Annotated in this window: 20 protein-coding genes and 7 tRNA genes; 4 read left to right on the forward strand and 23 right to left on the reverse strand. The window is 52.5% G+C overall.

Annotated features, from left to right (window positions below; all coding sequences use genetic code 11):
• The first annotated feature begins 6 nt into the window (after window positions 1-6).
• Window positions 7-489: a zinc ribbon-containing protein gene (locus IYV58_RS07710; protein ID WP_004130430.1), complete on the forward strand. Its 483-nt coding sequence runs from the start codon at window positions 7-9 to the stop codon at window positions 487-489.
• Between the two features lie 208 nt (window positions 490-697).
• On the opposite strand, the gene IYV58_RS07715 is transcribed toward IYV58_RS07710, so the two are convergent.
• The 11 genes from IYV58_RS07715 to miaB form a co-directional block, all read right to left on the reverse strand.
• The gene (locus IYV58_RS07715; protein ID WP_195729517.1) at window positions 698-2,485 is read right to left on the reverse strand and encodes a filamentous hemagglutinin N-terminal domain-containing protein; all 1,788 of its coding nucleotides are present in this window, start codon (window positions 2,483-2,485) and stop codon (window positions 698-700) included.
• A gap of 55 nt (window positions 2,486-2,540) precedes the next feature.
• Window positions 2,541-4,148 carry a ShlB/FhaC/HecB family hemolysin secretion/activation protein gene (locus tag IYV58_RS07720; protein WP_217276474.1) on the reverse strand — a complete coding sequence of 536 codons (1,608 nt, stop codon included), beginning with the start codon at window positions 4,146-4,148 and terminating at the stop codon, window positions 2,541-2,543.
• 434 nt (window positions 4,149-4,582) lie between these two features.
• Window positions 4,583-5,308, reverse strand: a complete 726-nt coding sequence (locus IYV58_RS07725) for an amino acid ABC transporter ATP-binding protein (RefSeq protein WP_195729518.1) — start codon at window positions 5,306-5,308, stop codon at window positions 4,583-4,585.
• Window positions 5,308-5,982: a glutamate/aspartate ABC transporter permease GltK gene (gene gltK / locus IYV58_RS07730; RefSeq protein ID WP_004130439.1), complete on the reverse strand. Its 675-nt coding sequence runs from the start codon at window positions 5,980-5,982 to the stop codon at window positions 5,308-5,310. The genes IYV58_RS07725 and gltK overlap by 1 nt, the downstream gene beginning before the upstream one ends.
• Entirely contained in the window at window positions 5,982-6,722 is a 741-nt protein-coding gene (locus tag IYV58_RS07735) for an amino acid ABC transporter permease (protein WP_004111387.1), read from the reverse strand. The genes gltK and IYV58_RS07735 overlap by 1 nt, the downstream gene beginning before the upstream one ends.
• Before the next feature lie 163 nt (window positions 6,723-6,885).
• Window positions 6,886-7,797 (reverse strand): amino acid ABC transporter substrate-binding protein, encoded by a 912-nt coding sequence (locus tag IYV58_RS07740; RefSeq protein WP_004130441.1) that lies wholly within the window; start codon window positions 7,795-7,797, stop codon window positions 6,886-6,888.
• A gap of 357 nt (window positions 7,798-8,154) precedes the next feature.
• Window positions 8,155-9,693, reverse strand: a complete 1,539-nt coding sequence (gene lnt / locus IYV58_RS07745) for an apolipoprotein N-acyltransferase (protein WP_004130442.1) — start codon at window positions 9,691-9,693, stop codon at window positions 8,155-8,157.
• A gap of 22 nt (window positions 9,694-9,715) precedes the next feature.
• Window positions 9,716-10,594: a CNNM family magnesium/cobalt transport protein CorC gene (gene corC / locus IYV58_RS07750; RefSeq protein ID WP_004130445.1), complete on the reverse strand. Its 879-nt coding sequence runs from the start codon at window positions 10,592-10,594 to the stop codon at window positions 9,716-9,718.
• 98 nt (window positions 10,595-10,692) lie between these two features.
• The gene (ybeY, locus tag IYV58_RS07755; protein WP_004130446.1) at window positions 10,693-11,160 is read right to left on the reverse strand and encodes an rRNA maturation RNase YbeY; all 468 of its coding nucleotides are present in this window, start codon (window positions 11,158-11,160) and stop codon (window positions 10,693-10,695) included.
• Window positions 11,157-12,203, reverse strand: coding sequence for a PhoH family protein (locus IYV58_RS07760; protein ID WP_004134159.1), 1,047 nt, complete (start codon window positions 12,201-12,203; stop codon window positions 11,157-11,159). The genes ybeY and IYV58_RS07760 overlap by 4 nt, the downstream gene beginning before the upstream one ends.
• A gap of 144 nt (window positions 12,204-12,347) precedes the next feature.
• Complete coding sequence (miaB, locus tag IYV58_RS07765) at window positions 12,348-13,772, reverse strand: tRNA (N6-isopentenyl adenosine(37)-C2)-methylthiotransferase MiaB (protein ID WP_049114269.1); 1,425 nt, start codon at window positions 13,770-13,772, stop codon at window positions 12,348-12,350.
• Between the two features lie 208 nt (window positions 13,773-13,980).
• Here miaB and ubiF point away from each other — a divergent pair, with 208 nt between their 5' ends.
• Entirely contained in the window at window positions 13,981-15,156 is a 1,176-nt protein-coding gene (gene ubiF / locus IYV58_RS07770; protein ID WP_049123141.1) for a 3-demethoxyubiquinol 3-hydroxylase, read from the forward strand.
• Window positions 15,157-15,265: 109 nt separating this feature from the next.
• Here ubiF and IYV58_RS07775 read toward each other — a convergent pair.
• From IYV58_RS07775 to nagB, 12 genes are all read right to left on the reverse strand, one after another.
• Window positions 15,266-15,340 (reverse strand) — tRNA-Gln (locus IYV58_RS07775).
• Between the two features lie 97 nt (window positions 15,341-15,437).
• A tRNA-Gln gene (locus tag IYV58_RS07780) sits at window positions 15,438-15,512 on the reverse strand.
• 45 nt (window positions 15,513-15,557) lie between these two features.
• Window positions 15,558-15,634 (reverse strand) — tRNA-Met (locus tag IYV58_RS07785).
• A 21-nt stretch (window positions 15,635-15,655) separates the two neighbouring features.
• Window positions 15,656-15,730 (reverse strand) — tRNA-Gln (locus tag IYV58_RS07790).
• A gap of 34 nt (window positions 15,731-15,764) precedes the next feature.
• Window positions 15,765-15,839 (reverse strand) — tRNA-Gln (locus tag IYV58_RS07795).
• Between the two features lie 35 nt (window positions 15,840-15,874).
• Window positions 15,875-15,959: transfer RNA gene (locus IYV58_RS07800), tRNA-Leu, on the reverse strand.
• An 8-nt stretch (window positions 15,960-15,967) separates the two neighbouring features.
• Window positions 15,968-16,044 (reverse strand) — tRNA-Met (locus IYV58_RS07805).
• Window positions 16,045-16,274: 230 nt separating this feature from the next.
• A complete protein-coding gene (gene asnB / locus IYV58_RS07810) occupies window positions 16,275-17,936 on the reverse strand; it encodes an asparagine synthase B (protein WP_004130452.1) in 1,662 nt (553 codons plus the stop codon).
• Window positions 17,937-18,214: 278 nt separating this feature from the next.
• Window positions 18,215-18,967, reverse strand: coding sequence for an HAD-IIA family hydrolase (locus IYV58_RS07815; RefSeq protein WP_004100215.1), 753 nt, complete (start codon window positions 18,965-18,967; stop codon window positions 18,215-18,217).
• 45 nt (window positions 18,968-19,012) lie between these two features.
• Window positions 19,013-20,233 carry a DNA-binding transcriptional regulator NagC gene (nagC, locus tag IYV58_RS07820; protein WP_004130454.1) on the reverse strand — a complete coding sequence of 407 codons (1,221 nt, stop codon included), beginning with the start codon at window positions 20,231-20,233 and terminating at the stop codon, window positions 19,013-19,015.
• A gap of 8 nt (window positions 20,234-20,241) precedes the next feature.
• A complete protein-coding gene (nagA, locus tag IYV58_RS07825; protein ID WP_004130456.1) occupies window positions 20,242-21,390 on the reverse strand; it encodes an N-acetylglucosamine-6-phosphate deacetylase in 1,149 nt (382 codons plus the stop codon).
• A 60-nt stretch (window positions 21,391-21,450) separates the two neighbouring features.
• On the reverse strand, window positions 21,451-22,251 hold the full coding sequence (nagB, locus tag IYV58_RS07830) for a glucosamine-6-phosphate deaminase (RefSeq protein WP_004130458.1): 801 nt from the start codon (window positions 22,249-22,251) through the stop codon (window positions 21,451-21,453).
• A 312-nt stretch (window positions 22,252-22,563) separates the two neighbouring features.
• Between nagB and nagE the strand changes: the two genes are divergently transcribed.
• Both nagE and glnS read left to right on the forward strand, forming a co-directional pair.
• A complete protein-coding gene (gene nagE / locus IYV58_RS07835) occupies window positions 22,564-24,516 on the forward strand; it encodes a PTS N-acetyl glucosamine transporter subunit IIABC (RefSeq protein ID WP_004130459.1) in 1,953 nt (650 codons plus the stop codon).
• 178 nt (window positions 24,517-24,694) lie between these two features.
• Entirely contained in the window at window positions 24,695-26,362 is a 1,668-nt protein-coding gene (gene glnS / locus IYV58_RS07840; protein WP_049114179.1) for a glutamine--tRNA ligase, read from the forward strand.
• Window positions 26,363-26,712 lie beyond the last annotated feature (350 nt).

Here is a 26,712-nt window from a genome sequence, read left to right on the forward strand (position 1 = left end):
GAAAAGATGGACAAGGTTGCTCAATTCTACCGAGAGCTGGTGTCGACGCTCAGCGAGCGGTTACGCAACGGAGAACGCGATATTGACGTGTTGGTGGAGCAGGCCAGGGTCAAGATTAGCCAGTCGGGCGAGTTAACGCAGAGCGAAATCGAGAACGTGATCCGCGCTGTCAGACGCGATCTGGAAGAGTTCGCGCTCAGTTATGAAGAGAGTCAGGATGAGCTCACTGATAGTGTCTTTATGCGGGTGATCAAAGAGAGTCTGTGGCAGGAACTGGCGGATATTACCGATAAAACACAGCTTGAGTGGCGCGAGGTGTTTCAGGATCTCAGCCATCACGGCGTCTATCACAGCGGCGAAGTCGTGGGACTTGGCAATCTGGTGTGCGAGAAGTGCCACTACCATCTGCCGGTTTATACGCCGGATGTGCTGCCGCATTGCCCAAAATGCGGGCACGATCAGTTCCAGCGCCGGCCATTTGAGCCGTAGGGATACGACTGAGAGCGATAAAATTCGCGGAGATTTTTGCTTACACGTTTAATCAGTTAGAAGGTCAATATAAAACGCGTTAATATATTGACCTTCTATTTAAAGGGCTGGCTAACTCTTTATCACTATGCGTAAAAATGCTGGCGCCGAAGAACCAGCATAAGATTTTTTTTAGAAAGAGACGCTCATCTTCATTGACAACTTCATGTTAATTGATGGTGTTAATGGTCGCGATTTTAAACTGCTGAGTGCCGCCCATTTCATTGGCGTATTTATGGGATGAGTTTAAAAACAGATTAGTCGTGGATATAGTGCCTTTGCCACAGGTTGCCAACCCCAGGAAACCGCAGCGGTAACCGCCATTAATCACTTTTTTAGCCGACATGGTTAAAGTGCCGCCAGCTCCTATGTGAGAACGGTTAGTAATATTACCGTGATTTTGTGTATCCAAAGTCATGTTTGTTGAACTTAAAATTTCGCCTTCATTGTAAAGATCGTTATAGGTTTTAATTAAAACATTATCACGGCCAACAATCGTACCATAGTTGTTGGTAACGTCATTTTCGATATTGATATTGTGTCCACCAATATATCCTTCATTCTTTAGCTGGTAGCTCTTTGTTACCAACGTTGATGAACCGTGCAGTTGACTATTTTTTTGTAGCGTCAGGGTACCTTTAGTTTGAACAGTTGCGTTGTCACCGGCTATATAGCCTGAGTTGATGATTTCTCCGGATGTCAGGCTATCATTTTTTTTTGCCTGAATGAGGAGGGTATCATAACCGTAAATATTGCCGGTCACTTTAAGGGCGTCTCCGCCAAAGGTTACCGTAGTGTTTGTAGCTCTGGTAGAGCCCCCGTTTTCAATGTTACCACCCGCGGTCACGACTAATTGGTTATCTGACAGCAGATTGGATCCATAAGTGGTTTTCAGGTTGCCATCCGCCGTAACGTTTAACGCGGCACCGCCGCTTAAGGTACCTGTATTTTCGATATTCCCTGACGCCTTGGCTAACAGCTGACGAGTCGTGGAAATAGTCCCATTATTGGTTAAGGAACTTAGCGAGTTGATCACAGTTGTATTTGTTGTTGATATATTACCAGTGTTTTTTAAATTCCCTACAGATACTATCTGAGTGATAATACCGTTGCTGGCGATAGAGCCTTCGTTGGTGAGTGAACCTAAGCTAGTCAAGGAGAGGCCAGAGTTAGCAACAATCGCACCTTTATTTCGTACGCCAAAACCTAAATTATTGCCAACCATGGTAATGCTATTGGCTTTGATGCCGCCCAGATTACTAATGTCGATACTGTATTCAGGGAATAAGGTCTGCAGCGCCGTCGCAGATTTACCTGCCGGGGTCATTGCACCTGAGCCGTTATCAAAGGTAAAGTTTCCAGCGCCTACTATCGCGTTCTTCGCATTAATCGCACCGTTAATGGCTATTGCATCGGCGAGGAGAACAGCGTAGCTATTGCTGGCATTCATTCCGTTTTTTTCGATGGACAGTTTACCACCGGTAACGTTATAGCTGGCGATAGCGCCAGTATCGGAAAGTGTCACTTTCCCTGTCGTTAAAACCGCCTTATTGGTGTTGATAAAGCTACAACCTGAGCAGGAAATACCATTGGGGTTAGCAATAACAACATCAGCTCTTTGACCCGCCACTTCAATAAATCCGTTCAGCGAGCTTGCGCGGTTTGAGGTGACTTCATTAAGAATAACAGAAGCGCTATCGTTAGTAAGATTGTTATTTTTCGCAATATTGCCCAACGTCGCGTGGGTGAGATCGCTGGCGCTATTGTTAAGAACGACGCCATTACTATCAACATTAAACTCACGATACATATTATGTGAGACACCGGCGGCATTGGGTTTTTCAATATCAATAACCTTGGCACCTGATAGATGGGTATAACTATTCGGGTCGGCATAAACAAAGCTTGAGCTTAAAGCTGCTGCTAGTGCAACATAGGATAATTTGAATTTAAACATTTAACTGAGTCCTTTAAAAATAAAAAAAATTAACCGGTTATTTGAAAAAATGACTTTAATACCTCCATTGTAAAGAAAATCCCATGCTGACAGGATCGGTATGAAAACCGTTTGGTTTTGCCAGCGGCGTTCCTATGAATAAATCATACTGAGTGGCAATGATGCTTCCGCGCACTCCGGCAGTGGCGCCAGAGATGACTTTGCCATTTTCGTACTGCTCGGTTCCTGTAATGCGGCCAATATCCAGGCCTAAGTAGAGCTGCCGATCCGGAGTTGGCATATCCCAAATAAAATCATTGCGCCAGTACCAGCCCTGGTTTCCTGAAAGCGTTCTTTCACCGTCAAAGCCACGTACTGTCCAACGATTACCAATATTGAATTGATTATCTGCGGACAAGATATCGGGGCTGACCTGGATATTAATATGCGGCGCATAGCTGAATTTATCCCCCGTTGATTCAAACTTCATTAAAGCTTGAAGATCGGCGTGGATAATGCGCGAAAGTTTACTGTACAGACCTGCTTTTTCTTCAGGTGTAGGGGTGGAACTAAGCCAGGGAAGGCTACGCTGTACGCCCAAACTGGCATCTAAAATAGTGTTGGTAAAGTACCGTTGGTGGTGCGCGGTAATATCCCAGGCAGGATTCTGTTTGCGCATAACGCCGATTTCGCTGCCGCCAAAATAATAATGTGATGTGCTTTTTGATATACGCGCATCAATTGTTGTTTTTTGCTTGCGGGTATGTGAAAGTAAACGTGATAAGGTTGCGCTGGCATAATCATTTTTACTTTTATATTCAACGGTCGAGTATCTACCATTAAACTGCTGACGATATTGGCTTTGTGAACCGTAAAGATTGAGTGACCAAAATCCAAAAGGAAAAGAATAATAGAGGCTATTATTCTGATTGCCATCGTTATGTTGATTAAACTCGACATCGCCGCCGACAGAGACATAGAGGATGTCATTTAGCGTCGTCAGGTCATAAAGATAAATCGCGGCACCTGCCTGGTATCGCCCGCTGGTACGGCTTCCTGCATCATCCAGCCAGGCGCCTACCTGCCACTTTTTTGCCAGATGCCGTGTGAGTTGAATATCGCTTTCCGCATTTTTTTTACCGGGTAGGATTTTCATCTGCGCCGATGAACCGGGTAAACGTTGTAAGTTAGCCATCCCTTGTTCAAGTTCAGTTAGCTGCAGAATATCCCCGGTTTTGGCGGGTATCGCGTTCCACAGACTGGTTGTCGCGCTGTTGCCTGCAGTCCAACTTATATTACCGATATAACCATAGGTCAGAGTGATGCTCAGAATACCATCGTTCAGAGATTGGGAAGGAACATCAATAAGGGAAGTGATATATCCCCGGGCAATGAGTTCATTTTGCAATGTTGTGGTGAGTAGACGTATGCCTTCAATACCCAGACACTTTTTTTCTGCTTGCAGGGCTATATTGCCGAGTAGGCTACGGGTCAGTTTGTCGTCAGCGGAAAGAATTTCAACGTGGTTGATATATCGGCAGGTTGCTTCCAGTGGGAAGACGAGTTGATATTTCCGCGATCCCGTACCTGATGATTGATACTCCTGCTGTGCTGGCGCCAGTGCGCTTTGGCGCGCCTTATCCTGTTCGACCTGATTGGTATTGCTAATCGATAAGCTCGCCATTGTTGATGCGGTTAGAAAAATATAAAAAGAGATGGCGGTGACCAGTATTTTATTATTCACGAAGCAATATCCATTTGTTTCATTCGTCCGTTATACCCTTATAAAGGATGTTTAGTGTTCATAGAGTAGGGTTAACGAAGTCGGGTTCTCAACCTCAATAATAATTTTATTTTCTTAAAATCAAAACAAAACCGCTAATGCTACTCAGTGTCGTTGTAAAAACCGCGATATATTATCTATGCCGGATTATGTAATCCACGAGGTAAAGAGTGAATTTTTGTTGAATTGAGGATTTCAGGTCGTGAATTATTTGTCGTGAGGCGGGATATATTTATGCCACGCATTTGATAATAGCTAAGATTTTACCCGGACTATGGATGGAGAGGGATGGGGAATAGATAAAAGGCGTGTACGGGAGCGTACACGCCAGAAGGTTAGTGGAGGATCTTGGCGAGGAAGTCTTTGGCGCGATCTGACTGTGGATTAGCAAAAAACGCCTCTTTATCCGCGTCTTCGACAATTTTTCCTTCGTCCATAAAGATCACCCTATTGGCGACCTTACGCGCAAAGCCCATTTCATGGGTGACCACCATCATGGTCATCCCTTCATTCGCCAGTTCAACCATCACGTCCAGCACTTCGTTGATCATTTCCGGGTCAAGCGCGGAAGTGGGTTCATCGAACAGCATGGCGATGGGGTCCATACACAATGCACGAGCGATGGCCACGCGCTGCTGCTGCCCGCCCGAGAGCTGAGCGGGGAACTTTTCTGCATGAGCGGAAAGCCCTACGCGTTCCAGCAGCTTAAGCCCTTTTGCGCGTGAAGCGGCTTTATCGCGATTGAGCACCTTAACCTGCGCCAGCGTCAGGTTATCGATAATCGACAAATGCGGGAACAGTTCGAAGTGCTGGAATACCATCCCGACGCGAGAGCGCAGCCTGGCCAGGTTAGTCTTTTTATCGTTAACCGTGGTGCCGTCGACGATGATTTGACCCTGTTGGATTGGCTCCAGACCGTTGACGGTTTTAATCAGCGTGGATTTACCCGAGCCTGATGGTCCGCAAACCACCACCACTTCGCCTTTTTTCACTTCCGTGGAGCAATCGGTCAGCACCTGAAAGTGACCATACCATTTTGAAACGTTTTTCAGGGTAATCATTACACAGTCCTTTTCTTCAACCAGCTGACCAACAGCGATGCGCTGAGACTAAATACAAAATATACGGCGCCTGCGAACAGAATCATCTCTACCTGGGTTCCATCACGTTCGCCGATCGTGGAGGCGGTACGGAAGAAGTCGGCCAGGCTCAGGACATAGACCAGCGAGGTATCCTGGAACAGCACGATGCCCTGGGTGAGCAGCAGCGGTACCATGGCGCGGAAGGCCTGAGGCAGAATCACCAGCTTCATGGATTGCCAGTGGGTCATGCCCAGCGCCAGCGCAGCGCTGGACTGGCCGCGAGAGATACTCTGAATGCCGGCGCGAATAATTTCCGAGTAATACGCCGCTTCAAACATGGAGAAGGCGATCATCGCTGAAATCAAGCGGATATCGGTTTTCGGCGACAGACCAAGCACGTTCTGCAGGAACCCCGGAACAATCAAATAAAACCACAACAGTACCATCACCAGCGGAATGGAGCGGAAGACGTTAACGTAGGTTTTGGCAAACCACGCCAGCGGCAGGAAGCTCGACAGGCGCATAACGGCCAGAATCGTCCCCCAGACAATCCCGATAACAATCGCGGTCACGGTAATTTTTAAGGTAATAACCAGTCCAGCCAGCAGGTACGGCATGGACGGAATAATGGAACTCCAGTCAAAATCGTACATTATTTACCCCCCATATTGCCCGGCAGGCGGACCTTACGTTCGACTACGTACATGATCAGCATAATAACGGCGTTGATAAACACGTAGGCCAGGGTGATAGCGGTAAACGACTCCCAGGCATGGGCTGAGTAATCCAGCAGCTTGCCCGCCTGTGCAGCCATATCGGCAAGTCCGATGGTGGAGGCGATGGCCGAGTTTTTCACCAGGTTCATCATTTCTGAGGTCATCGGCGGCACGATAACGCGATAGGCATTAGGCAGCAGAACGTAGCGGTAGGTTTGCGGTAAGGTCAGTCCCATCGCCAGCCCGGCGTTTTTCTGCCCGCGCGGCAGGGACTGGATGCCGGAACGAACCTGTTCGCAGACGCGTGCGGCGGTAAACAATCCCAGACAGAGCATCGAGGAAACGAAGAACTGAATATTGGGATCCAGCTCGGACTTAAACCACATGCCAATGTTTTCCGGCAGCAGTTCAGGCACCACCAGATACCAGGTGAAAAATTGAACGATAAGCGGAACGTTACGAAAAAGCTCAACGTAACAGGTGCCGATAGTCGACAGCAGACGGTTCGGGACCGTACGGAGAATACCGAAGAGCGACCCCACAAAGAACGCGATAATCCAGGCCGTTACCGACAGGGTGACGGTGACCTGAAAACCACTCCACAGCCAGCCTAAATAGGTGGTGTTGCCGAACGGGGCCTGTTGCAGGAATATCCCCCAGTTCCAGTCTATTGACATAAATGACTCCTGGAAAAAAAAGGGTAGCAGCGCTACCCTCGAAGATTGTTGCTCAGCCTGTTTCGGTATTCGCGGCCGCTGGGGAACGACCAGCTGCCGTATAGTCTGTCCGCGCCGTGGCAACAATCGGGAGGGCAGGATTCCCCGCCCTTTGTTTTTTTAATTAGTTAAGAGCTTTGTCGTTAGGTGATTTGAACAGCGCTTTCATTTCGTCAGAGAGTTCAAAGTTCATATTCAGATTCTTTGGCGGAATTGGATTTTTAAACCACTTATCGAACCATTTTTCGGCTTCACCGGAGGTCTGGACATGGGCAACCGTGTCGTCCACCAGCGTTTTGAACTGTGGATCGTCTTTGCGCAGCATGCAGCCATAGGCTTCCTGAGATTGAGCGGTACCGACAATCTCCCAATTATCCGGTTTCTTCGCTTTCGCACGTTCGCCCGCCAGCAGCGCGTCATCCATCATAAAGGCCACCGCGCGACCGCTTTCCAGAGTACGGAAGGAGTCACCATGATCTTTTGCGCTGATAATACGCATATTCATTTTTTTCTCGTCGTTCAGCTTGTGCAGCAGAATTTCCGAGGTGGTGCCGGAGGTGACGACGACGGCTTTATCCTTCAGATCCGGGAAATCTTTAATCGCGCCGCCTTTTTTCACCAGCAGACGGGTACCGACAACGAAAATGGTGTCGGAGAAGGCTGCCTGTTTTTGACGCTCAAGGTTATTGGTGGTGGAACCGCATTCGAAGTCATAAGTGCCGTTTTGCAGCAGCGGAATACGGTTTTGTGAGGTTACCGGGATCAGTTTGACCTGCAGATCCGGTTTGTTCAGCTTCTTCTTAATGGCATCAACGATCGCGTTCGAGTAGTCCTGAGAATAGCCGACGACCTGCTGCTTGTTGTCATAGTAAGAGAACGGAACGGATGATTCACGGTGACCGACGACGATAACGCCGTTTTTGGCAATTTTATCCAGAGTGCTCTGGCCAGCGGTGGATGCTGCATCTTCTGCATGCGCCGCACCGGCGGTCAGTCCCATGACCAGCATTGCTGCGGCCAGTTTACGTAATTGCATATCCGACTCCTTATCCTCAGCGCCATCAGACGCTATTGATACCCATTGTGAATGTGTGTGCTTTTTTATTGCTGCCGTCTTTGCGTGCAGCATTTGTATGTGTTTGTTAGCATTTAGTTTGGCTTAATGTAAAGATTTTGCTCTTATATTGTTGATATTTGCGAAGCGCACCGCACCATTTAAAGGCAAAAATCCCCCATTGCACCAAAATAGCGCAGCAGGGCGATCGGTGGTGGTGCAACCAGGTTGTACCCTCAAGGATCGCGCTACTACATCAATTTATTAAGCAATGGTCGTGCCAAAATGGACAAGAAGGAGAGGTGACCGCGGCGACGAATGCCGCCGCGGGAGAAGCAATTAGCGACGGCGCTGGCGCAGGCTCATCAGCAGCGCCGCAAAGCCAAACAGCGCGGTTAACGCCCACAGCGGCCAGTTCCCTGTACGCGCGTACGGCGTCAGTCCTGAAGTCGGGGTCACTTTAGTGGTCAATACGGCGCGGGTGAACTGCGGGATCATCTCCTGTATTTCACCGCGTGGGCCGATGACCGCGGTAATGCCGTTATTGGTGCTGCGCAGCAGCGGACGGGCCAGCTCCAGCGCGCGCATCCGCGCCATCTGAAAGTGCTGCCACGGACCGATAGATTTGCCGAACCACGCATCATTAGAGATGGTTAACAGAAAATCCGTATCCGGGCGGAAGTTATCCCGCACCTGCTCGCCAAGAATGATCTCGTAGCAAATAGCCGCCGTCAGACGCATATTATGCGCAACCAGCTGCGGCTGCACGTAAGGCCCGCGGCTGAAAGAGGACATCGGCAGATCGAAGAACGGCGCCAGCGGACGCAGAATCGATTCCAGCGGCACAAACTCACCAAACGGCACCAGATGATTCTTGTTGTAGCGATTCTTTGAGTCGTAGCTGTACGGGTTATCTTTGCCCAGCGTAATAATGGTGTTGTATGTATCGTAGCGATTCTGCGCGTTCAGGCGCGCGTCGACGATACCGGTAATCAGCGAGCTGTTTTTCGACCGCATCAGATCGTCCATCATACTCAGGAAACGCTGCTGATTGATTTCCAGATCGGGAATCGCGGACTCCGGCCAGACGATCAGCTGCGATTTACCCATGTGCGGTTGGGTGAGATCCAGATAGGTTTTCAGGGTGTTGAGCAACTGATTCTGGTCCCATTTCATCGCCTGGGGGATATCGCCCTGTACCAGCGAAACCGTGGTTGCGCGTTCCGGCAGCGGTTGATACCACTGAATATAGCGAAGTGGGAAGGGCAGGGCGAACAGCACGACGGCGGCGATCAGCGGCTTCCAGTTACGCTGCGCGATAGCGAGTACCAGTAGGCCGCTGACGAGCATCAGCAGGAAGTTAATCGCCTCAACGCCCATCACGGGAGCCAGGCCTTTAAGCGGGCCGTCGATTTGACTGTAACCGAATTGCAGCCACGGGAAGCCGGTGAGCACCCAGCCGCGCAGAAATTCGCTGATTTGCCAGACCACCGGTGCGGCGATGGCCACGCGTATCCAGCTGGTTTTCGGCCACAGGCGCGAAAGAATACCGGCGAATAACCCGGTATAGAGGGAGAGATACGCGGCCAGCAGAATCACCAGGAAAACGTTGACCGGTCCGGGCATGCCGCCGAACTGCGCGATACTCACGTAGACCCAGTTTATACCCGAACCGAATAGCCCGAGTCCCCAGAAATAGCCAATCGCGGCGCTTTGTAAAGGGCGGCGGTTGAGGGTTAAACCCTGCAGGCCAATTAGCGAAATAATCGCCGCAGGCCAGAAGTCATAAGGTGAAAAAGCCAGCGTTCCGCTGGCTCCGAATAGCAGCGCCAGCAGCAGGCGTACGCGCTGGCGTTCAATAAGAGAGGCAAATACCATTTAGGTTAATCGTCCCGTTGGATTAGTCTTCCAGCTTCGGCTGCGGGGCATCATCAGGAAGCTTTACATGTACCTGAATAATACGTCGGCTGTCAGCCATTGCGACCTTGAATTGGTAACCATCAATGTCGATAGACTCGCCGCGGGCAGGCAGATGACCAAACGCCTGCATCACCAGGCCGCCGATGGTGTCGACCTCTTCATCGCTGAAGTGGGTGCCGTACGCCTCGTTGAAGTCTTCAATTGAGGCCAGTGCGCGCACCGTCCACGTATGGCGGCTTAGCTGACGGAAATCGATGTCTTCCTCTTCGTCGTATTCGTCTTCAATTTCACCGACGATCAGCTCAAGGATATCTTCAATGGTCACCAGACCCGAGACGCCGCCAAACTCATCGATAACGATAGCCATATGATAACGCTGGGAACGGAACTCCTTCAGCATGCGGTCGACCCGCTTGCTCTCAGGCACGACAACCGCCGGGCGCAACACTTTTTCCATGCTGAAGGCTTCAGCATCGCTGCGCATAAACGGCAGCAGATCTTTGGCCATCAGAATCCCTTCAATGTGATCTTTATCTTCGCTGATCACCGGGAAACGCGAGTGGGCGGATTCGATGATCACATCGAGGCACTCGTCCAGCGTCTGGTTGCGTTTCAGGGTAATCATCTGCGAGCGGGGGATCATGATGTCGCGGACGCGCTGGTCGGCGATATCCATTACCCCTTCGAGCATATCGCGCGTATCTTCGTCGATAAGGTCGTTTTGCCCGGAATCACGGATCAGCGCCAGCAGTTCGTCACGATTTTTGGGTTCACCGTGAAAGAGCTGGCTGAGTAACAGGGAGAAGAATCCCTTTTTGCTGTTTACTGTGTCGCTACTGTGTGAATTGTCGTCGCTCATGGCGTCGTATGGGTTCTCATGTTAGTTAAATAGTCGCTCGTCACGCGTATACTCAGCGCCCGGCATAGCGGCCAGTCGCCGGCAAAGCCGGCAACGGGTTATTCCTTCTCGGCAATGTACGGATCCTCATAGCCCAGAGCAAGCATTATCTCTGTTTCGAGGGATTCCATCTCCTCCGCTTCTTCGTCGATGATATGGTCATAGCCCAAAAGATGCAGGCTACCGTGGACCACCATATGCGCCCAGTGCGCTTCCAGCGGTTTACCTTGCTCTTTCGCTTCCTGTTCAACCACCTGACGGCAGATAACCAGGTCGCCAAGCAGCGGCATTTCGATACCCGGCGGGGCTTCGAACGGGAAAGAGAGCACGTTAGTTGGCTTGTCCTTCCCACGATAGGTCAGGTTTAGCTCGTGGCTTTCCGCTTCATCAACCAGGCGAATCGTCAGCTCCGACTCTTCCTGAAACTGCGGGATAACGCTATCGACCCAGCGCTGAAACAGGGCTTCATCCGGCATTCCGCTGTTATCTTCGCAAGCCAGCTGTAAATCGAGAATGACCTGACTCATTTATGCTCCTGTTCCTGGGCTTCGCGCTTGCGCTCGGCGGCCAGTTCTGCTTTACGTTTCTGGTCTGCTTCTTCCCAGGCTTCATAGGCGTTAACGATGCGGGCGACCACCGGGTGGCGCACGACGTCTTCGCTATGGAAGAAGTTGAAGCTGATCTCATCGACTTCCGCCAGCACTTCAATCGCGTGGCGCAGGCCCGATTTGGTGCTGCGCGGCAGGTCAATCTGCGTGACGTCGCCGGTAATGACCGCCTTAGAGTTAAAGCCGATACGGGTCAGGAACATTTTCATCTGTTCAATGGTGGTGTTCTGGCTTTCGTCGAGAATGATAAACGCATCGTTCAGCGTACGGCCGCGCATATAGGCCAGCGGCGCGACTTCAATCACGTTGCGCTCAATCAACTTTTCGACTTTCTCGAAGCCGAGCATCTCGAACAGCGCGTCGTACAGGGGACGCAGATACGGATCGACTTTCTGGCTTAAATCGCCGGGCAGGAAGCCCAGTTTTTCGCCAGCCTCAACCGCCGGACGGGTCAGAAGAATACGGCGGATCTCCTGACGCTCCAGCGCGTCTACCGCGGCGGCGACCGCCAGGTAGGTTTTCCCGGTCCCGGCAGGGCCGACGCCGAAGGTAATGTCGTGGTCGAGAATATTGGCGATGTACTGCGCCTGATTCGGCGTACGCGGCTTAATCACGCCACGCTTGGTTTTGATATTGATGGCTTTACCGTAGTCCGGTACGCTTTCGGCGCTCTGCTCCAGCACGCGGGCTTCTTTGATCGCCAGATGAATTTGTTCCGGTTCAATATCCTGAATTTCGCCGCGCATCGGCGCGGTATCGACGTACAGACTGCGCAAGATATCCGCCGCAGCGGTGACGCAAATCGGCCGACCGGTCAGTTTAAAGTGGTTGTCACGACGGTTAATCTCGATGCCGAGACGGCGCTCCAGCTGTTTAATATTGTCATCAAACGGGCCGCACAGGCTCAGCAAACGGGCGTTGTCCGCGGGCTCAAGGGTGATTTCGCGAGTGTCTGTATTCAAGCTGTTCCTCTTATACATAGATAGCCGGAAGGTAGCCGGTCAGGAAATTATTCACGTCATCGGAATATGGCGCAAGCATCGCTATAGATATTGGGTTCAGGAGAGGAAATACAAGGCCTGCCGGAGCCGGCAGGCCTGAACGGATTATGGCTGGTAGATACCGACGCCAAGATCGTTTTCTTTACGAGTGCGGGCAATCACCGACTCCGGGGTTTCCGCAATGCGCAGACCCATTTCGTCCTCGGTGCGCACCACTTTACCGCGCAGGGAGTTTGTCCAGACGTCGGTGATCTCGACATCGACAAACTTGCCGATCATCTCAGGCGAGCCTTCGAAGTTCACCACGCGGTTATTTTCGGTGCGGCCAGACAGCTCCATAATGCTCTTACGTGAGGTGCCTTCCACCAGAATGCGCTGCACGGTGCCGAGCATACGGCGGCTCCAGGCCATCGCCTGCTGGTTGATGCGCTCCTGCAGAATATACAGACGCTGTTTCTTGTCCTCTTCCGGTACGTCGTCGACCATATCGGCCGCCGGCGTGCCCGGACGCGCGGAGAAGATGAAGCTGTAGCTCATATCGAAATTCACATCGGCGATCAGCTTCATGGTTTGTTCGAAATCCTGCGTGGTTTCGCCAGGGAAGCCGACGATGAAGTCGGAGCTGATCTGAATATCCGGACGCGCCGCGCGCAGTTTGCGGATAATCGCTTTATATTCCAGCGCCGTGTGGGTTCGGCCCATCAGGTTCAGCACGCGGTCGGAACCGCTCTGCACCGGCAGGTGCAGGAAGCTGACCAGCTCCGGCGTATCGCGGTAAACCTCGATGATATCGTCGGTGAACTCGATGGGATGGCTGGTGGTAAAGCGGATCCGGTCGATACCGTCGATCGCCGCAACCAGGCGCAGGAGATCGGCAAAGCTACCGCTGGTGCCGTCATAGTTTTCCCCGCGCCAGGCGTTCACGTTCTGCCCGAGTAGGTTAACTTCACGTACGCCCTGAGCCGCAAGCTGGGCGATTTCAAACAGGATATCGTCGCTTGGGCGGCTCACTTCCTCACCGCGGGTATAAGGCACCACGCAGTAGGTGCAGTACTTGTTGCAGCCTTCCATGATGGAAACAAAGGCGCTTGGGCCTTCGGCGCGCGGTTCCGGCAGGCGGTCGAATTTTTCGATTTCCGGGAAGCTGATATCGACGACCGGGCTGCGGTTGCCTCGTACCGAGTTGATCATTTCCGGCAGGCGGTGCAGGGTCTGCGGCCCAAAAATAATATCGACATAGTGGGCGCGCTGGCGAATATGGTCGCCTTCCTGAGAGGCCACGCAGCCGCCAACGCCGATGATCAGGTTGGGATTCTTCTCTTTCAGCAGCTTCCAGCGTCCTAGCTGATGGAATACTTTTTCCTGAGCCTTCTCACGGATTGAGCAGGTATTGAGCAGCAGCACATCCGCTTCTTCCGCCACTTCAGTGAGTTGATACCCGTGGGTGGCATCCAGCAGATCGGCCATCTTTGATGAATCGTATTCGTTCATCTGACAGCCCCAGGTTTTAATATGGAGTTTTTTTGTCATCGACTTGCTCATGCTTAATTAGGTATACCCAAAGTCAGCGTCTTCACCGGATGTTGCTCTGCAATGTGAAGGGTGACGGATATAAAGCCAGGATTGCAGGGCGCGTATTGTAATGCTTTGACCGCGCCCTGACCAGTACGACCGTAATCACCACAAGCCGAATAAAAATCCGGTAAACTGAGGGGATTCGGGTTTAAGGATAATAGCCATGACAATTCATGCAACAGATGTCGTTATCGTCGGCGGCGGGATGGTTGGCGGCGCCCTCGCGCTTGGCCTGGCGCAGCAGGGCTTTACGGTGACGGTCATTGAAAAAAACGCGCCTCCGGTTTTCGATGCTTCTTCACCGCCTGACGTACGTATTTCGGCAATCAGCGCGTCATCGGTAGGGCTGCTGAGAGGCCTCGGCGTCTGGGACAGCGTGCGGTCCATGCGCGCCCATGCGTACCGCCAGCTAGAAACCTGGGAGTGGGAAAGCGCCCATGTTGTCTTCAACGCCGCGGAGCTGAAGCTGCCGGAACTGGGTTATATGGTGGAGAATAACGTTCTGCAGCGAGCCCTGTGGCAGGCGCTGGAAGCCCATGAACGCATATCGCTGCAGGTGGGGACATCGCTTCAGGAGATGCGGCGTGGAGAAACGTACACCTCCTTAACGCTGACCGACGGCAGCCAGCTTGATGCGCGGCTGGTGGTGGGCGCGGACGGCGCCAGTTCGCAGGTGCGTCAGCTGGCCGGAATCGGCATCCACGCGTGGCAGTACCAGCAATCCTGTATGTTGATCAGCGTACAGTGTGCGGACGATCCCGGCGACAGTACCTGGCAGCAGTTCACTCCGACGGGGCCGCGCGCGTTTTTACCGCTGTTCGATCATTGGGCTTCGCTGGTGTGGTACGACGCGCCAGCGAGGATCCGTCAGTTGCAGGGAATGAGTATGGCTCAGCTACAGCAGGAAATTACTCGCCACTTCCCGTCGCGGCTGGGAGAGATTACGCCGCTGAGCGCGGGCGCTTTCCCGCTTACCCGCCGTCACGCATTGCAGTATGTTAAGCCGGGGCTGGCGCTGGTGGGCGATGCTGCGCACACCATCCATCCGCTGGCGGGGCAGGGGGTTAACCTCGGCTATCGCGATGTCGATGCGCTGCTCGATATTCTTGGCAGAGCAAAAGCGCACGGTGAGGAGTGGGCCAGCCTGCCGGTACTTAAGCGCTACCAGACGCGGCGTCAGGCGGACAACTTTATTATGCAGTCGGGAATGGATCTGTTTTACGCCGGATTTAGCAACGATTTGCCGCCGGTGCGTATGCTGAGAAATATTGGGCTGATGGCGGCCGAGCGCGCCGGCGGACTGAAGCGTCAGGCGTTGAAATACGCGTTAGGTTTATAACGAGAACGACCCCGGCTTGCAAAGGTGAGGCCGGGGTGCGGAACGGTAATGTGCATAGCGTAAACGCCAAAAAGCAAAAAGCTCGCCGAAGCGAGCTTTTTGCTTTTGTTGGCTGGGGTACGAGGATTCGAACCTCGGAATGCCGGAATCAGAATCCGGTGCCTTACCGCTTGGCGATACCCCAATTTTACGTTGACCATTTCGTACCGGGGTCAAACCGGTGGCTTAGTGCCTGGAGATACTCCAACGGGTGCGCACACAGCGTGAGCGACTTTTGAAATTGGCTGGGGTACGAGGATTCGAACCTCGGAATGCTGGTATCAGAAACCAGAGCCTTACCGCTTGGCGATACCCCAACAATTTTTTTGGATTTATCGAACTGAATCAATAATTCCTTTGTATGGTGGCTACGACGGGATTCGAACCTGTGACCCCATCATTATGAGTGATGTGCTCTAACCAGCTGAGCTACGTAGCCAAAATCTTACTCTTTTTTCGATGGCTGGGGTACCTGGATTCGAACCAGGGAATGCCGGTATCAAAAACCGGTGCCTTACCGCTTGGCGATACCCCAATACCGTCGCGGTGAACCGCAAACATCGAAAATATGGCTGGGGTACCTGGATTCGAACCAGGGAATGCCGGTATCAAAAACCGGTGCCTTACCGCTTGGCGATACCCCAACAAAAACCTTTTACTGCCAACGCGAAAGAGTAAATGGTGCGGGAGGCGAGACTTGAACTCGCACACCTTGCGGCGCCAGAACCTAAATCTGGTGCGTCTACCAATTTCGCCACTCCCGCAAAAAAGATGGTGGCTACGACGGGATTTGAACCTGTGACCCCATCATTATGAGTGATGTGCTCTAACCAGCTGAGCTACGTAGCCATCTTTTTTTCGCGTTACCTTATCGGCGTTGCGGGGCGCATTATGCGTATTGAGCCTTGAAGCGTCAACCCCTTTTTCATCGAAAATGGGCTGAACGTAACTGTTTGGTTAGGTTGCGAACAGCGTGGCGCAATAATCGTCAATTATTGGTTATTTATCGTTTTTAACGGCTTAAATAAGGCACAAAACAAAAACGGACTCCGCAGAGTCCGTTTTGAAAACAGCGCCGGTTAGTAGGCCGACTGGTGTACGCCAACCGCGCGTCCCGACGGATCGTTCATTTTTTTGAAAGATTCGTCCCACTCAATCGCTTTTGCTGAAGAGCATGCGACGGAAGGGCCGCCAGGCACGCATTCAGCCGCGCTTGGAACCGGGAACAGCTCTTCGAAGATCTCACGGTAGAGATACGCTTCTTTCGATGATGGCGTGTTGTACGGGAAGCGGAAGCTGGCGGTTTCCAGTTGCTGATCGGAAATTTGTTCAGCGGCCACTTCTTTTAAAGTATCGATCCAGCTGTAACCTACGCCATCAGAGAACTGTTCTTTCTGGCGCCAGGCGACGCTTGCCGGCAGGTAAGATTCAAAACATTCACGCAGGACATGTTTTTCCATTTTACCGTTGCCGCACATTTTGTCCTGCGGGTTGATACGCATTGCCACGTCGAGGAATTTCTTATCCAGGAACGGCACGCGCGCTTCAACGCCCCATGCGGACATCGCTTTGTTGGCGCGAGCGCAGTCAAACATATGCAGCGCCTGCAGCTTGCGTACGGTCTCTTCGTGCAGCTCTTTAGCGTTTGGCGCTTTATGGAAATAAAGGTAGCCGCCAAATACTTCATCAGAACCTTCGCCAGACAACACCATTTTGATGCCCATCGCTTTGATTTTACGCGACATCAGGTACATCGGCGTTGACGCGCGAATTGTCGTCACGTCGTAGGTTTCAATGTGATAGATAACATCGCGAATCGCGTCCAGGCCTTCCTGCACCGTAAAGTGGATTTCGTGGTGAACGGTGCCCAGATGGTTAGCCACTTCCTGCGCGGCTTTCAGATCGGGCGCGCCTTCCAGACCGACGGCGAAGGAGTGCAGCTGCGGCCACCAGGCTTCTGATTTTTCCTGATCTTCGACGCGGCGCGCGGCATATTTTTTGGTGATGGCGGAAATCACCGATGAATCCAGGCCGCCGGAGAGCAGGACGCCGTACGGGACATCGGACATCAGGTGGCTTTTCACCGACTCTTCCAGCGCCTGACGCAGTTCATTTTTGTCCGTGACGTTGTCTTTGACGGCGTCATAATCGAACCAGTCGCGCTGATAGTACTCGCGGATTTCGCCATCTTTGCTCCACAGGTAGCTGCCTGCCGGGAACTCTTTAATCGTACGGCATACCGGAACCAGCGCTTTCATTTCTGAAGCAACGTAGAAGTTGCCGTGTTCATCGTGACCCATATACAGCGGGATGATGCCGATGTGGTCGCGACCAATCAGATACGCGTCTTTTTCGCTGTCGTAGAGAGCAAAAGCAAACATCCCCTGCAGATCGTCGAGGAAGTCCGGACCTTTTTCCTGATACAGCGCGAGGATAACTTCGCAGTCGGAACCGGTCTGGAACGCATAGCGGTCGCCGTATTCCGCGCGCAGCGCCTGGTGGTTGTAGATTTCACCGTTAACGGCGAGGGCGTGAGTTTTTGCAGCGTTATACAGCGGCTGCGCGCCGGCGTTCACGTCGACGATTGACAGGCGTTCATGCGCCAGGATGGCTTTATCACAGGCATAGACGCCTGACCAGTCCGGGCCGCGGTGGCGCATCAGGCGGGAAAGCTCCAGTGCCTTTTTACGCAGTTCACCCGCGTCAGTTTTAATATCCAGTACGCCAAAAATCGAACACATAGCCTTCTCCGTTACCCTGTCTTGTTTGATGTTGTGCAGGCTTCGTCTAAACGCGAAGCCTCAGTGCATGCTTTAGAAAATGCCGTAAAGGGGCGAAGGGCGCAAGGGGTTTACGCCAGCAAAAGAAAATAATGCAATTGTGATTGTCGAATAGTGAAAAAAGAGTATGTTTTGAGCGCTTTTGTTGATGAATATTCAGTAATAGTGCTTTTCTTTTAGATAAAAGCGTTCAGAAGAGGCTTGGAAATAAGAAACCACGTCGCAGGACGTGGTTTTATTTAGAAAATATCGATTTCCGCAACCGATGGATAAATCCAGGACGGACGGAACGGCATGCTGTCGATATCGTCGAGCGTGGCAACCCCGGAAAGCACCAGAATGGTTTCCAGACCGGCCTGGAAGCCCGCCAGAATATCCGTGCGCAGGTTGTCGCCGACGATAACCGTTTGTTCCGAATGCGCCTGCATTTTATTCAGCGCAGAGCGGATAATCCATGGGCTTGGTTTACCGACGTAGAACGGCTTACGGCCGGAGATTTTTTCAATACCGGCGCACAGCGCGCCGCAGGCCGGGTAATAGCCGCGGCCGTGCGTATCCGGGTTAGTTGCGATAAAGCGCGCACCGTTGGCGACAAAAAACGCCGCCTTATGCATCATTTCCCAGTTAAAGGAGCGGGTCTCACCGACGATAACGAAATCAGGATTGACGTCAGTGATGGTAAAGCCTGCTTTATACAGTTCGTGAATCAGCGCGCCTTCGCCAACCACATAGGCTTTTTTGCCTTCCTGACGGCGCAGAAAATCGGCAGTGGCCATCGCTGAGGTATAAAAGGCGGTATCAGGAACATCGATTCCGGCGGTCGCAAAGCGGTTCGCCAGGTCCTGGCCGGTCTGCGAAGGGTAGTTAGTCAGCATCACCAGCGGCATCTCTTTTTCGAGAATGCGCTTGATGAATTCGGCGGCGCCCGGTACGGCCACATTGTCGTGCATCAGCACACCGTCAATATCACAAATTACGTTTTGAATGGTCATGGACTGTCCGACATCGTTAAAGAAAGGCGAAACTATAAAGCGGCTTTAGCTTTCCAGCAAACGCTGGAGCAGGATCCCGTTAAGCATCGCACGCTTGACCAGGGCAAAAGCGCCGATGGCAGAACGATGATCGAGCGTAGAACGGACTACCGGCAGATTTTTACGAAATGCCTTCAGCGCCTGGGTGTTAATGCAGCCTTCAATAGCCGGTAACAGCACTTTTTCCGCCTCGACGATCTCACCGGCAATCACCACTTTTTGCGGATTAAACAGGTTAATGGCGATGGCGATAGTTTTACCCAGATGACGGCCAACGTGCTCGATCACCTCGCAGGCCAGCGCATCGCCTTTATTCGCGGCTTTACAGATCGTTTTGATCGTACAGTCATCGAGGGGGATCTTGCTCTGATAACCCTGCGCCAGCAGATGACGAACCCGATGTTCAATGGCGGCGTTGGCGGCGACGGTTTCCAGACAGCCGAAGTTGCCGCAGTGGCAGCGCTCACCCAGCGGGTCGACCTGGATATGGCCGATTTCCCCGACGTTTCCGTTACGGCCAATAAAAATCCGGCCGTTGGAGATGATCCCCGCACCGGTCCCGCGGTGTACGCGCACCAGAATGGAGTCTTCACAGTCGTGGCTCGCACCAAAGTAGTGCTCCGCCAGCGCCAGGCTACGAATATCGTGGCCGACATAGCAAGTGACTTTAAAGCGTTTTTCCAGCGCTTCAACCAGCCCCCAGTTCTCCACCTGAATATGCGGCATATAGCGAATGACGCCGCTTTCCGGATCGACCAGTCCCGGCAGGATCACCGAAATGGCGATTAGCTCGCGGATTTTGCGCTGACAGCTCTCCATAAAGGAGGCGATGATGTTGAGCAGGGCGTGTTCCAGCGTTTCCTGGGTTCTTTCCGGCAGCGGGTAGTGCTCTTCTTCGAGGGTCTTACTGCTTAAATCATAGAGCGTCAGGGTAGCGTCATAGCGGCCAAGACGTACGCCGATGGCGTGAAAGCTGCGGGTTTCGGCAACAATCGAGATGGCGCGGCGGCCCCCGGTGGAGGCCTGCTGATCGACTTCTTTGATCAGTCCGCGTTCAATAAGCTGACGCGTAATTTTGGTTACGCTGGCAGGGGCAAGCTGGCTTTGTTCCGCAATCTGGATACGCGAGATGGGGCCGTGCTGATCGATGAGCCGGTAAACGGCAGCGCTGTTCAGCTGTTTTACGAGATCGACGTTACCAATTTGAGCTTGTCCGCCTGCTGTCATACTTTTACTTACTCAGTGACGACCTCGTTACCATTAACGATGGTCTTGGTGATTTTATAATCGCGGGTGAATGCGGTCAGGTTAGCGACCATCCCCGGGGCAATGCTGCCTAACTGTTTGTCTACGCCAATGGCGCGGGAAGGGTAGAGCGTCGCCATACGCAACACTTCATCCAGCGCAATGCCGCAATGCTCAACGAGGTTACGCACCCCTTCAATCATGGTCAATGAAGAGCCGCTGAGGGTGCCGTTCTCATCTACGCACAGGCCGTTCCGGTAGTATATTGTTTTACCAGCAAAAATGAACTGCTCAATATTGGCACCCGCTGGCGCCGTTGCGTCGGTAACAAGACACAGCTTGTCGCCTTTCAAGCGTTTAGCGAGGCGCACGTTAGCGTAATCGACGTGCAGGCCATCGACGATGATGCCGCAGTAGACATCCGGCTCGTCGAAAATCGCGCCAGCCAGGCCCGGCTCACGACCGGTAATATACGGCATGGCGTTAAACAGATGGGTGGCAAAGGTAATCCCGGCGCGGAAACCGATTTTCGCTTCTTTTAGCGTCGCGTTGGAATGACCGGCGGAGACGATGATACCTGCGGCCACCAGTTTGCGAATAACTTCTGGTTCTACGCGTTCCGGCGCGAGAGTGATTTTGGTTATCACATCCGCGTTTTCGCACAGGAAATCGACCAGCGCGGCGTCCGGTTTACGGACGAAATCCGGGTTATGGGTGCCTTTTTTGACAATATTCAGCCACGGACCTTCAAGATGCAGGCCCAGCGCCTGGTTGGGATGCTTTTGCAAATACTCGCGCATCACGCGGACACCCTGTTTCATCAGGTCATCGCTGGCGGTAATGAGCGTGGGCAGATAGCTGGTGCAGCCGGAGCGTTCATTCGCCTTCTGCATAATTTCCAGCGTTTCAACGGTGACCGCATCCGCCGTGTCGTTGAACTGCACGCCGCCGCAGCCGTTAAGCTGGACGTCGATAAAACCGGGGGAAAGGATCGCACCATTAACCGAGCGCTGTTCGATCCCGGTGGGCAGCTCAGTCTGCGGACAGATACGTTCGATAAGGCCATTGGCGATAACAATCGCATGGTCATCCAGAATTTCATGACCGGTATAAATCCGGCCTTGGGTTAATGCATACATTACGACCCCCGGTTGTCAAAAATGGTTGTCCCGCAGGGTCTGCTGCGGGACGAGACTACATTACAGACCTTTGATATTTTCGGCTTCTAATTCGTTGAAATATTTCAGTGTCTTAACTTTCAGTTCCATAGTGGATGGCTCATCGCAGACGACAACCGCTTTCGGGTGCAACTGCAGACAGGTGATGGTCCACATATGGTTTACGTTGCCTTCCACCGCCGCCTGCAGCGCCAGCGCTTTCTGATGACCCAGCACCAGAATCATCACTTCTTCCGCGTCGAGCAGCGTGCCTACGCCAACGGTCAGCGCGTATTTAGGCACCTGGTCAACATCACCGTCGAAGAAACGGGAATTCGCTACGCGAGTATCGTGGGTCAGGGTTTTGATGCGTGTGCGTGAAGCCAAAGAAGAGGCAGGTTCGTTAAAAGCGATGTGGCCATCGTTACCCACGCCGCCCATAAACAGGTGGATTTTACCGTAAGAACGAATTTTTTCTTCATAGCGACGGCATTCTGCATCAATATCCGGCGCGTTACCATTCAGCAGATTAATATTTTCCGCCGGGATATCAACGTGATCAAAGAAGTTGCGGTGCATAAAGCTATGATAGCTTTCCGGGTGCTCTTTCGGCAGGCCAACGTACTCATCCATGTTGAAGGTGACAACATGCTTAAAGCTAACCTGGCCTGCTTTGTGCATCTCAACCAGGGCTTTATAAGCGGTTAGAGGCGTGCCGCCGGTGGGCAGACCGAGGACAAACGGACGGTCCGCAGTCGGTTTGAACGCATTGATGCGGTTAACGATATGCCGGGCAGCCCATTTACCGACTTGTTCAGCTGTTACCAGGGGGATCAGTCTCATTGTTCACCTCTATAGTTAAATTAGAACCTGGCGGATTGGCGCCAGCATACTATTAAGAGTATCGCAGCAACTGCGCCGACCGGGGTCAATCCGTGTTGATTTTTTGAATGATAAAATAAGTTTTCATTGTTAGCCAGTCAAAGACGGAGGTGAATACGATATTTGGTGACTATTGTCACAAAAAATACCCATTTAATTTGCGAGACGAATTAATTTTTCAGACACTTTGCAGGTAAGTTAAAAAATTAACCAGGTTACACAATAATAAAGTGGCTTTAATGAGCCTTATCGGGGTCTCATAGGGGGAATAAGATGAATATTTTAGGTTTTTTTCAGCGACTCGGTAGGGCGTTACAGCTCCCTATCGCAGTGCTACCGGTCGCGGCGCTCCTGCTGCGATTCGGTCAACCGGATCTGCTTAACATTTCGTTTATCGCCCAGGCGGGCGGGGCAATCTTTGACAACCTGGCGCTGATTTTCGCTATCGGCGTCGCATCCAGCTGGTCGAAAGACAGCGCCGGCGCCGCAGCGCTGGCGGGGGCGGTAGGTTACTTCGTTTTGACCAAAGCGATGGTCACCATCAACCCTGCCATTAACATGGGCGTGCTGGCGGGTATCATTACCGGTCTGGTCGGCGGTGCCGTGTATAACCGCTGGTCAGGTATCAAACTGCCTGACTTCCTGAGCTTCTTCGGCGGCAAACGCTTTGTGCCCATCGCCACCGGCTTCTTCTGTCTGGTGCTGGCAGCCATCTTCGGCTACGTCTGGCCGCCGGTGCAGAACGCCATCCATGCTGGCGGTGAATGGATTGTGGGCGCGGGCGCGCTCGGCTCCGGTATCTTTGGTTTCATCAACCGTCTGCTGATCCCGACGGGTCTGCATCAGGTGCTGAACACCATCGCCTGGTTCCAGATTGGTGAATTCACCAACGCTGCTGGCGCCGTGTTCCACGGTGACATCAACCGCTTCTATGCGGGTGACGGCACCGCGGGGATGTTCATGTCCGGCTTCTTCCCGATCATGATGTTCGGTCTGCCGGGTGCGGCGCTGGCGATGTATTTCGCGGCCCCGAAAGAGCGTCGTCCGATGGTTGGCGGTATGCTGCTGTCGGTCGCGATCACCGCGTTCCTGACCGGTGTGACCGAGCCGCTGGAATTCCTGTTCATGTTCCTGGCGCCGCTGCTGTATCTCCTGCACGCCATCCTGACCGGTATCAGCCTGTTTGTTGCGACGGCGCTGGGTATCCACGCGGGCTTCTCCTTCTCTGCAGGTGCCATCGACTATGTTCTGATGTACAGCCTGCCGGCAGCCAGTAAAAACGTCTGGATGCTGATTGTGATGGGCGTTGTGTTCTTCGTTATTTACTTCCTGCTGTTCAGCGCGGTTATCCGCATGTTCAATCTGAAAACGCCGGGTCGTGAGGATAAAGTGGATGACGTGGTCACTGAAGAGGCCAACAGTAATACCGAAGAAGGTTTAACCCAGCTGGCGACCAACTACATCGCGGCGGTCGGCGGTACGGATAACCTGAAAGCGATTGATGCCTGTATTACCCGTCTGCGTCTGACCGTGGCGGACTCTGCGCTGGTTAACGATGCGGCCTGTAAGCGCCTCGGCGCTTCCGGTGTGGTTAAACTGAACAAGCAGACCATCCAGGTTATCGTGGGCGCGAAAGCGGAATCCGTCGGCGATGAAATGAAGAAAGTGGTTGCCCGTGGCCCGGTTGCTGCAGCGACTGCAGCGTCTCATAGCGCACCCGTAGCCGCTCAGGCTGTTAAACCACAGGCTGTTGCTAACGCGAAAACCGTTGAAGCGCTGGTTTCGCCGATTACCGGCGACATTGTGGCGCTGGAGCAGGTACCTGATGAAGCCTTCGCCAGCAAAGCGGTCGGCGACGGCGTGGCGGTTAAACCGACCGATAAGATTGTTGTTGCGCCGGCGGCAGGTACCGTGGTGAAGATTTTCAACACCAACCATGCCTTCTGTCTGGAAACTGAAAACGGTGCGGAAATCGTCGTCCATATGGGCATCGATACCGTCGCGCTTAACGGCCAGGGCTTTAAACGCCTGGTGGAAGAGGGCGCGGAAGTGAAAGCGGGTGAGCCGATTCTGGAACTGGATCTTGAGTTCCTGAATGCTAACGCGCGTTCGATGATTAGCCCGGTCGTCTGCAGCAACAGCGACGACTACAGCGCGCTGGTTATCCAGGCAACCGGTAAAGTGGTTGCTGGCCAGACACCGTTGTACGAAATTAAAGGCAAATAAGACTCCTGAGTGGCGTTTATGCCTCAGCGGCGCAGCGAAAGCTGCGCCGCTTTTTTTTACCGCAAACACCCCCATAATCTCCTTCTGATCGCTATTTTGCGTAACTAATAGTTGTCTCTACGCCCTGCTTGTAAGATCATGTGCCGTTATACGTTGTTTACGCTTTGAGGAACCCACGATGAGTGAGGCAGAAGCCCGCCCGACTAACTTTATTCGTCAGATCATTGATGAAGATCTGGCTACTGGTAAGCACACCACCGTTCATACCCGTTTCCCACCGGAACCGAACGGCTATCTGCACATTGGCCACGCGAAGTCTATTTGCCTGAACTTTGGCATCGCCCAGGATTACCAGGGCCAATGCAACCTGCGTTTCGATGACACCAACCCGGTGAAGGAAGATATCGAATATGTTGAGTCGATTAAAAACGACGTGCAGTGGTTAGGTTTCCACTGGTCCGGGGATGTTTGCTACTCGTCTGATTATTTCGATCAGCTGCACCAGTATGCGGTTGAACTAATTAATAAAGGCCTGGCCTACGTTGACGAACTGTCAGCAGAAGAGATCCGTGAGTACCGCGGCACGCTGAAAGAGCCGGGTAAAAATAGCCCGTACCGCGATCGCAGCGTGGAAGAGAACCTGGCGCTATTTGAAAAAATGCGTACCGGCGGATTTGCCGAAGGTAAAGCCTGCCTGCGCGCGAAAATCGATATGGCTTCTCCGTTTATCGTGATGCGCGATCCGGTGCTGTACCGCATTAAGTTTGCCGATCACCACCAGACCGGAAGCAAATGGTGCATCTATCCGATGTACGACTTCACCCACTGCATCAGCGATGCGCTGGAAGGGATTACCCACTCGCTGTGTACCCTCGAGTTCCAGGACAACCGCCGCCTGTACGATTGGGTGCTGGATAACATCAGCATTCCCGTGCATCCGCGCCAGTATGAATTCTCGCGCCTGAATCTCGAATACACCGTGATGTCCAAGCGTAAGCTGAATCAGCTGGTGACTGAGAAGCACGTTGAAGGCTGGGATGACCCGCGTATGCCGACCATTTCCGGTCTGCGCCGCCGCGGCTACACCGCTGAGTCTATCCGCGAATTCTGCAAACGCATCGGCGTGACCAAGCAGGACAATACTATCGAGATGGCGTCGCTGGAATCCTGCATTCGTGAAGATCTGAACGAAAACGCCCCGCGCGCGATGGCGGTTATCGACCCGGTTAAGCTGGTTATCGAAAACTATCCGCAGGGCGAAAGCGAAATGGTGGCCATGCCGAACCATCCGAACAAGCCGGAGATGGGCAGCCGTGAGGTGCCGTTCAGTGGCGAAATCTGGATCGATCGCGCCGACTTCCGTGAGGAAGCGAACAAGCAGTACAAGCGTCTGGTGCTGGGTAAAGAAGTTCGCCTGCGTAACGCCTACGTAATTAAAGCGGAGCGCGTGGAGAAAGATGCGGAAGGCAACATCACCACTATCTTCTGCACCTACGATGCCGATACCCTGAGCAAAGATCCGGCCGACGGTCGCAAGGTGAAGGGTGTGATTCACTGGGTGAGCGCGGCGCACGCGCTGCCGGTAGAAATCCGCCTCTACGATCGTCTGTTTAGCGTACCGAACCCGGGCGCGGCGGAAGATTTCCTCGCGGTGATGAACCCGGAATCGCTGGTGATCAAACAGGGATTTGCCGAGCCGAGCCTGGCGCAGGCGCAGGCGGAAAAAGCCTACCAGTTCGAGCGTGAAGGTTATTTCTGCCTGGATAGCCGCTATGCCACCGCAAGCCATCTGGTGTTTAACCGCACCGTCGGCCTGCGTGATACCTGGACGAAAGTCGGCGCGTAGCTACTCGCCATCATTAAGAACGCCGCTTACTGCGGCGTTTTTTTTATTCAGAATCAGCGAATTAAATTACCATATTTTCGCGATGCGAATTAATCTTGTTTACAGATTGTAATAAGCGTTATTTTTAATCCTTCCTGTATATCACCTGAAATCAGCTAATCGCTTTCATTTCCATTTGTTTTCTCTGTTTTTGCAAGCACTTCCACGCTAAACGTGTGATGTCTAAGACTGAAACATAAAGACATAAATTATGTGCGCTTTGTCATAATCTTCATCTTTGCTCGGCAAAAGAGATTGATAATTCGCGTCACGAAAAATAGTCTATACCCAGTGGTTATGCGAATTTTTAC

Source organism: Klebsiella sp. BDA134-6 (genome assembly GCF_015601345.1).
Classification (GTDB): Bacteria; Pseudomonadota; Gammaproteobacteria; order Enterobacterales; family Enterobacteriaceae; genus Klebsiella; species Klebsiella grimontii.

What these genes read in the sequence shown, in the direction of transcription:
- IYV58_RS07710 (WP_004130430.1), top strand. Translation starts at nt 7, where the DNA reads ATGGACAAGGTTGCTCAATTCTACCGAGAGCTGGTGTCGACGCTCAGC.
- IYV58_RS07715 (WP_195729517.1), bottom strand. Translation starts at nt 2,485, where the DNA reads ATGTTTAAATTCAAATTATCCTATGTTGCACTAGCAGCAGCTTTAAGC.
- IYV58_RS07720 (WP_217276474.1), bottom strand. Translation starts at nt 4,148, where the DNA reads ATGGCGAGCTTATCGATTAGCAATACCAATCAGGTCGAACAGGATAAG.
- IYV58_RS07725 (WP_195729518.1), bottom strand. Translation starts at nt 5,308, where the DNA reads ATGATTACCCTGAAAAACGTTTCAAAATGGTATGGTCACTTTCAGGTG.
- gltK (WP_004130439.1), bottom strand. Translation starts at nt 5,982, where the DNA reads ATGTACGATTTTGACTGGAGTTCCATTATTCCGTCCATGCCGTACCTG.
- IYV58_RS07735 (WP_004111387.1), bottom strand. Translation starts at nt 6,722, where the DNA reads ATGTCAATAGACTGGAACTGGGGGATATTCCTGCAACAGGCCCCGTTC.
- IYV58_RS07740 (WP_004130441.1), bottom strand. Translation starts at nt 7,797, where the DNA reads ATGCAATTACGTAAACTGGCCGCAGCAATGCTGGTCATGGGACTGACC.
- lnt (WP_004130442.1), bottom strand. Translation starts at nt 9,693, where the DNA reads ATGGTATTTGCCTCTCTTATTGAACGCCAGCGCGTACGCCTGCTGCTG.
- corC (WP_004130445.1), bottom strand. Translation starts at nt 10,594, where the DNA reads ATGAGCGACGACAATTCACACAGTAGCGACACAGTAAACAGCAAAAAG.
- ybeY (WP_004130446.1), bottom strand. Translation starts at nt 11,160, where the DNA reads ATGAGTCAGGTCATTCTCGATTTACAGCTGGCTTGCGAAGATAACAGC.
- miaB (WP_049114269.1), bottom strand. Translation starts at nt 13,772, where the DNA reads ATGACAAAAAAACTCCATATTAAAACCTGGGGCTGTCAGATGAACGAA.
- ubiF (WP_049123141.1), top strand. Translation starts at nt 13,981, where the DNA reads ATGACAATTCATGCAACAGATGTCGTTATCGTCGGCGGCGGGATGGTT.
- asnB (WP_004130452.1), bottom strand. Translation starts at nt 17,936, where the DNA reads ATGTGTTCGATTTTTGGCGTACTGGATATTAAAACTGACGCGGGTGAA.
- IYV58_RS07815 (WP_004100215.1), bottom strand. Translation starts at nt 18,967, where the DNA reads ATGACCATTCAAAACGTAATTTGTGATATTGACGGTGTGCTGATGCAC.
- nagC (WP_004130454.1), bottom strand. Translation starts at nt 20,233, where the DNA reads ATGACAGCAGGCGGACAAGCTCAAATTGGTAACGTCGATCTCGTAAAA.
- nagA (WP_004130456.1), bottom strand. Translation starts at nt 21,390, where the DNA reads ATGTATGCATTAACCCAAGGCCGGATTTATACCGGTCATGAAATTCTG.
- nagB (WP_004130458.1), bottom strand. Translation starts at nt 22,251, where the DNA reads ATGAGACTGATCCCCCTGGTAACAGCTGAACAAGTCGGTAAATGGGCT.
- nagE (WP_004130459.1), top strand. Translation starts at nt 22,564, where the DNA reads ATGAATATTTTAGGTTTTTTTCAGCGACTCGGTAGGGCGTTACAGCTC.
- glnS (WP_049114179.1), top strand. Translation starts at nt 24,695, where the DNA reads ATGAGTGAGGCAGAAGCCCGCCCGACTAACTTTATTCGTCAGATCATT.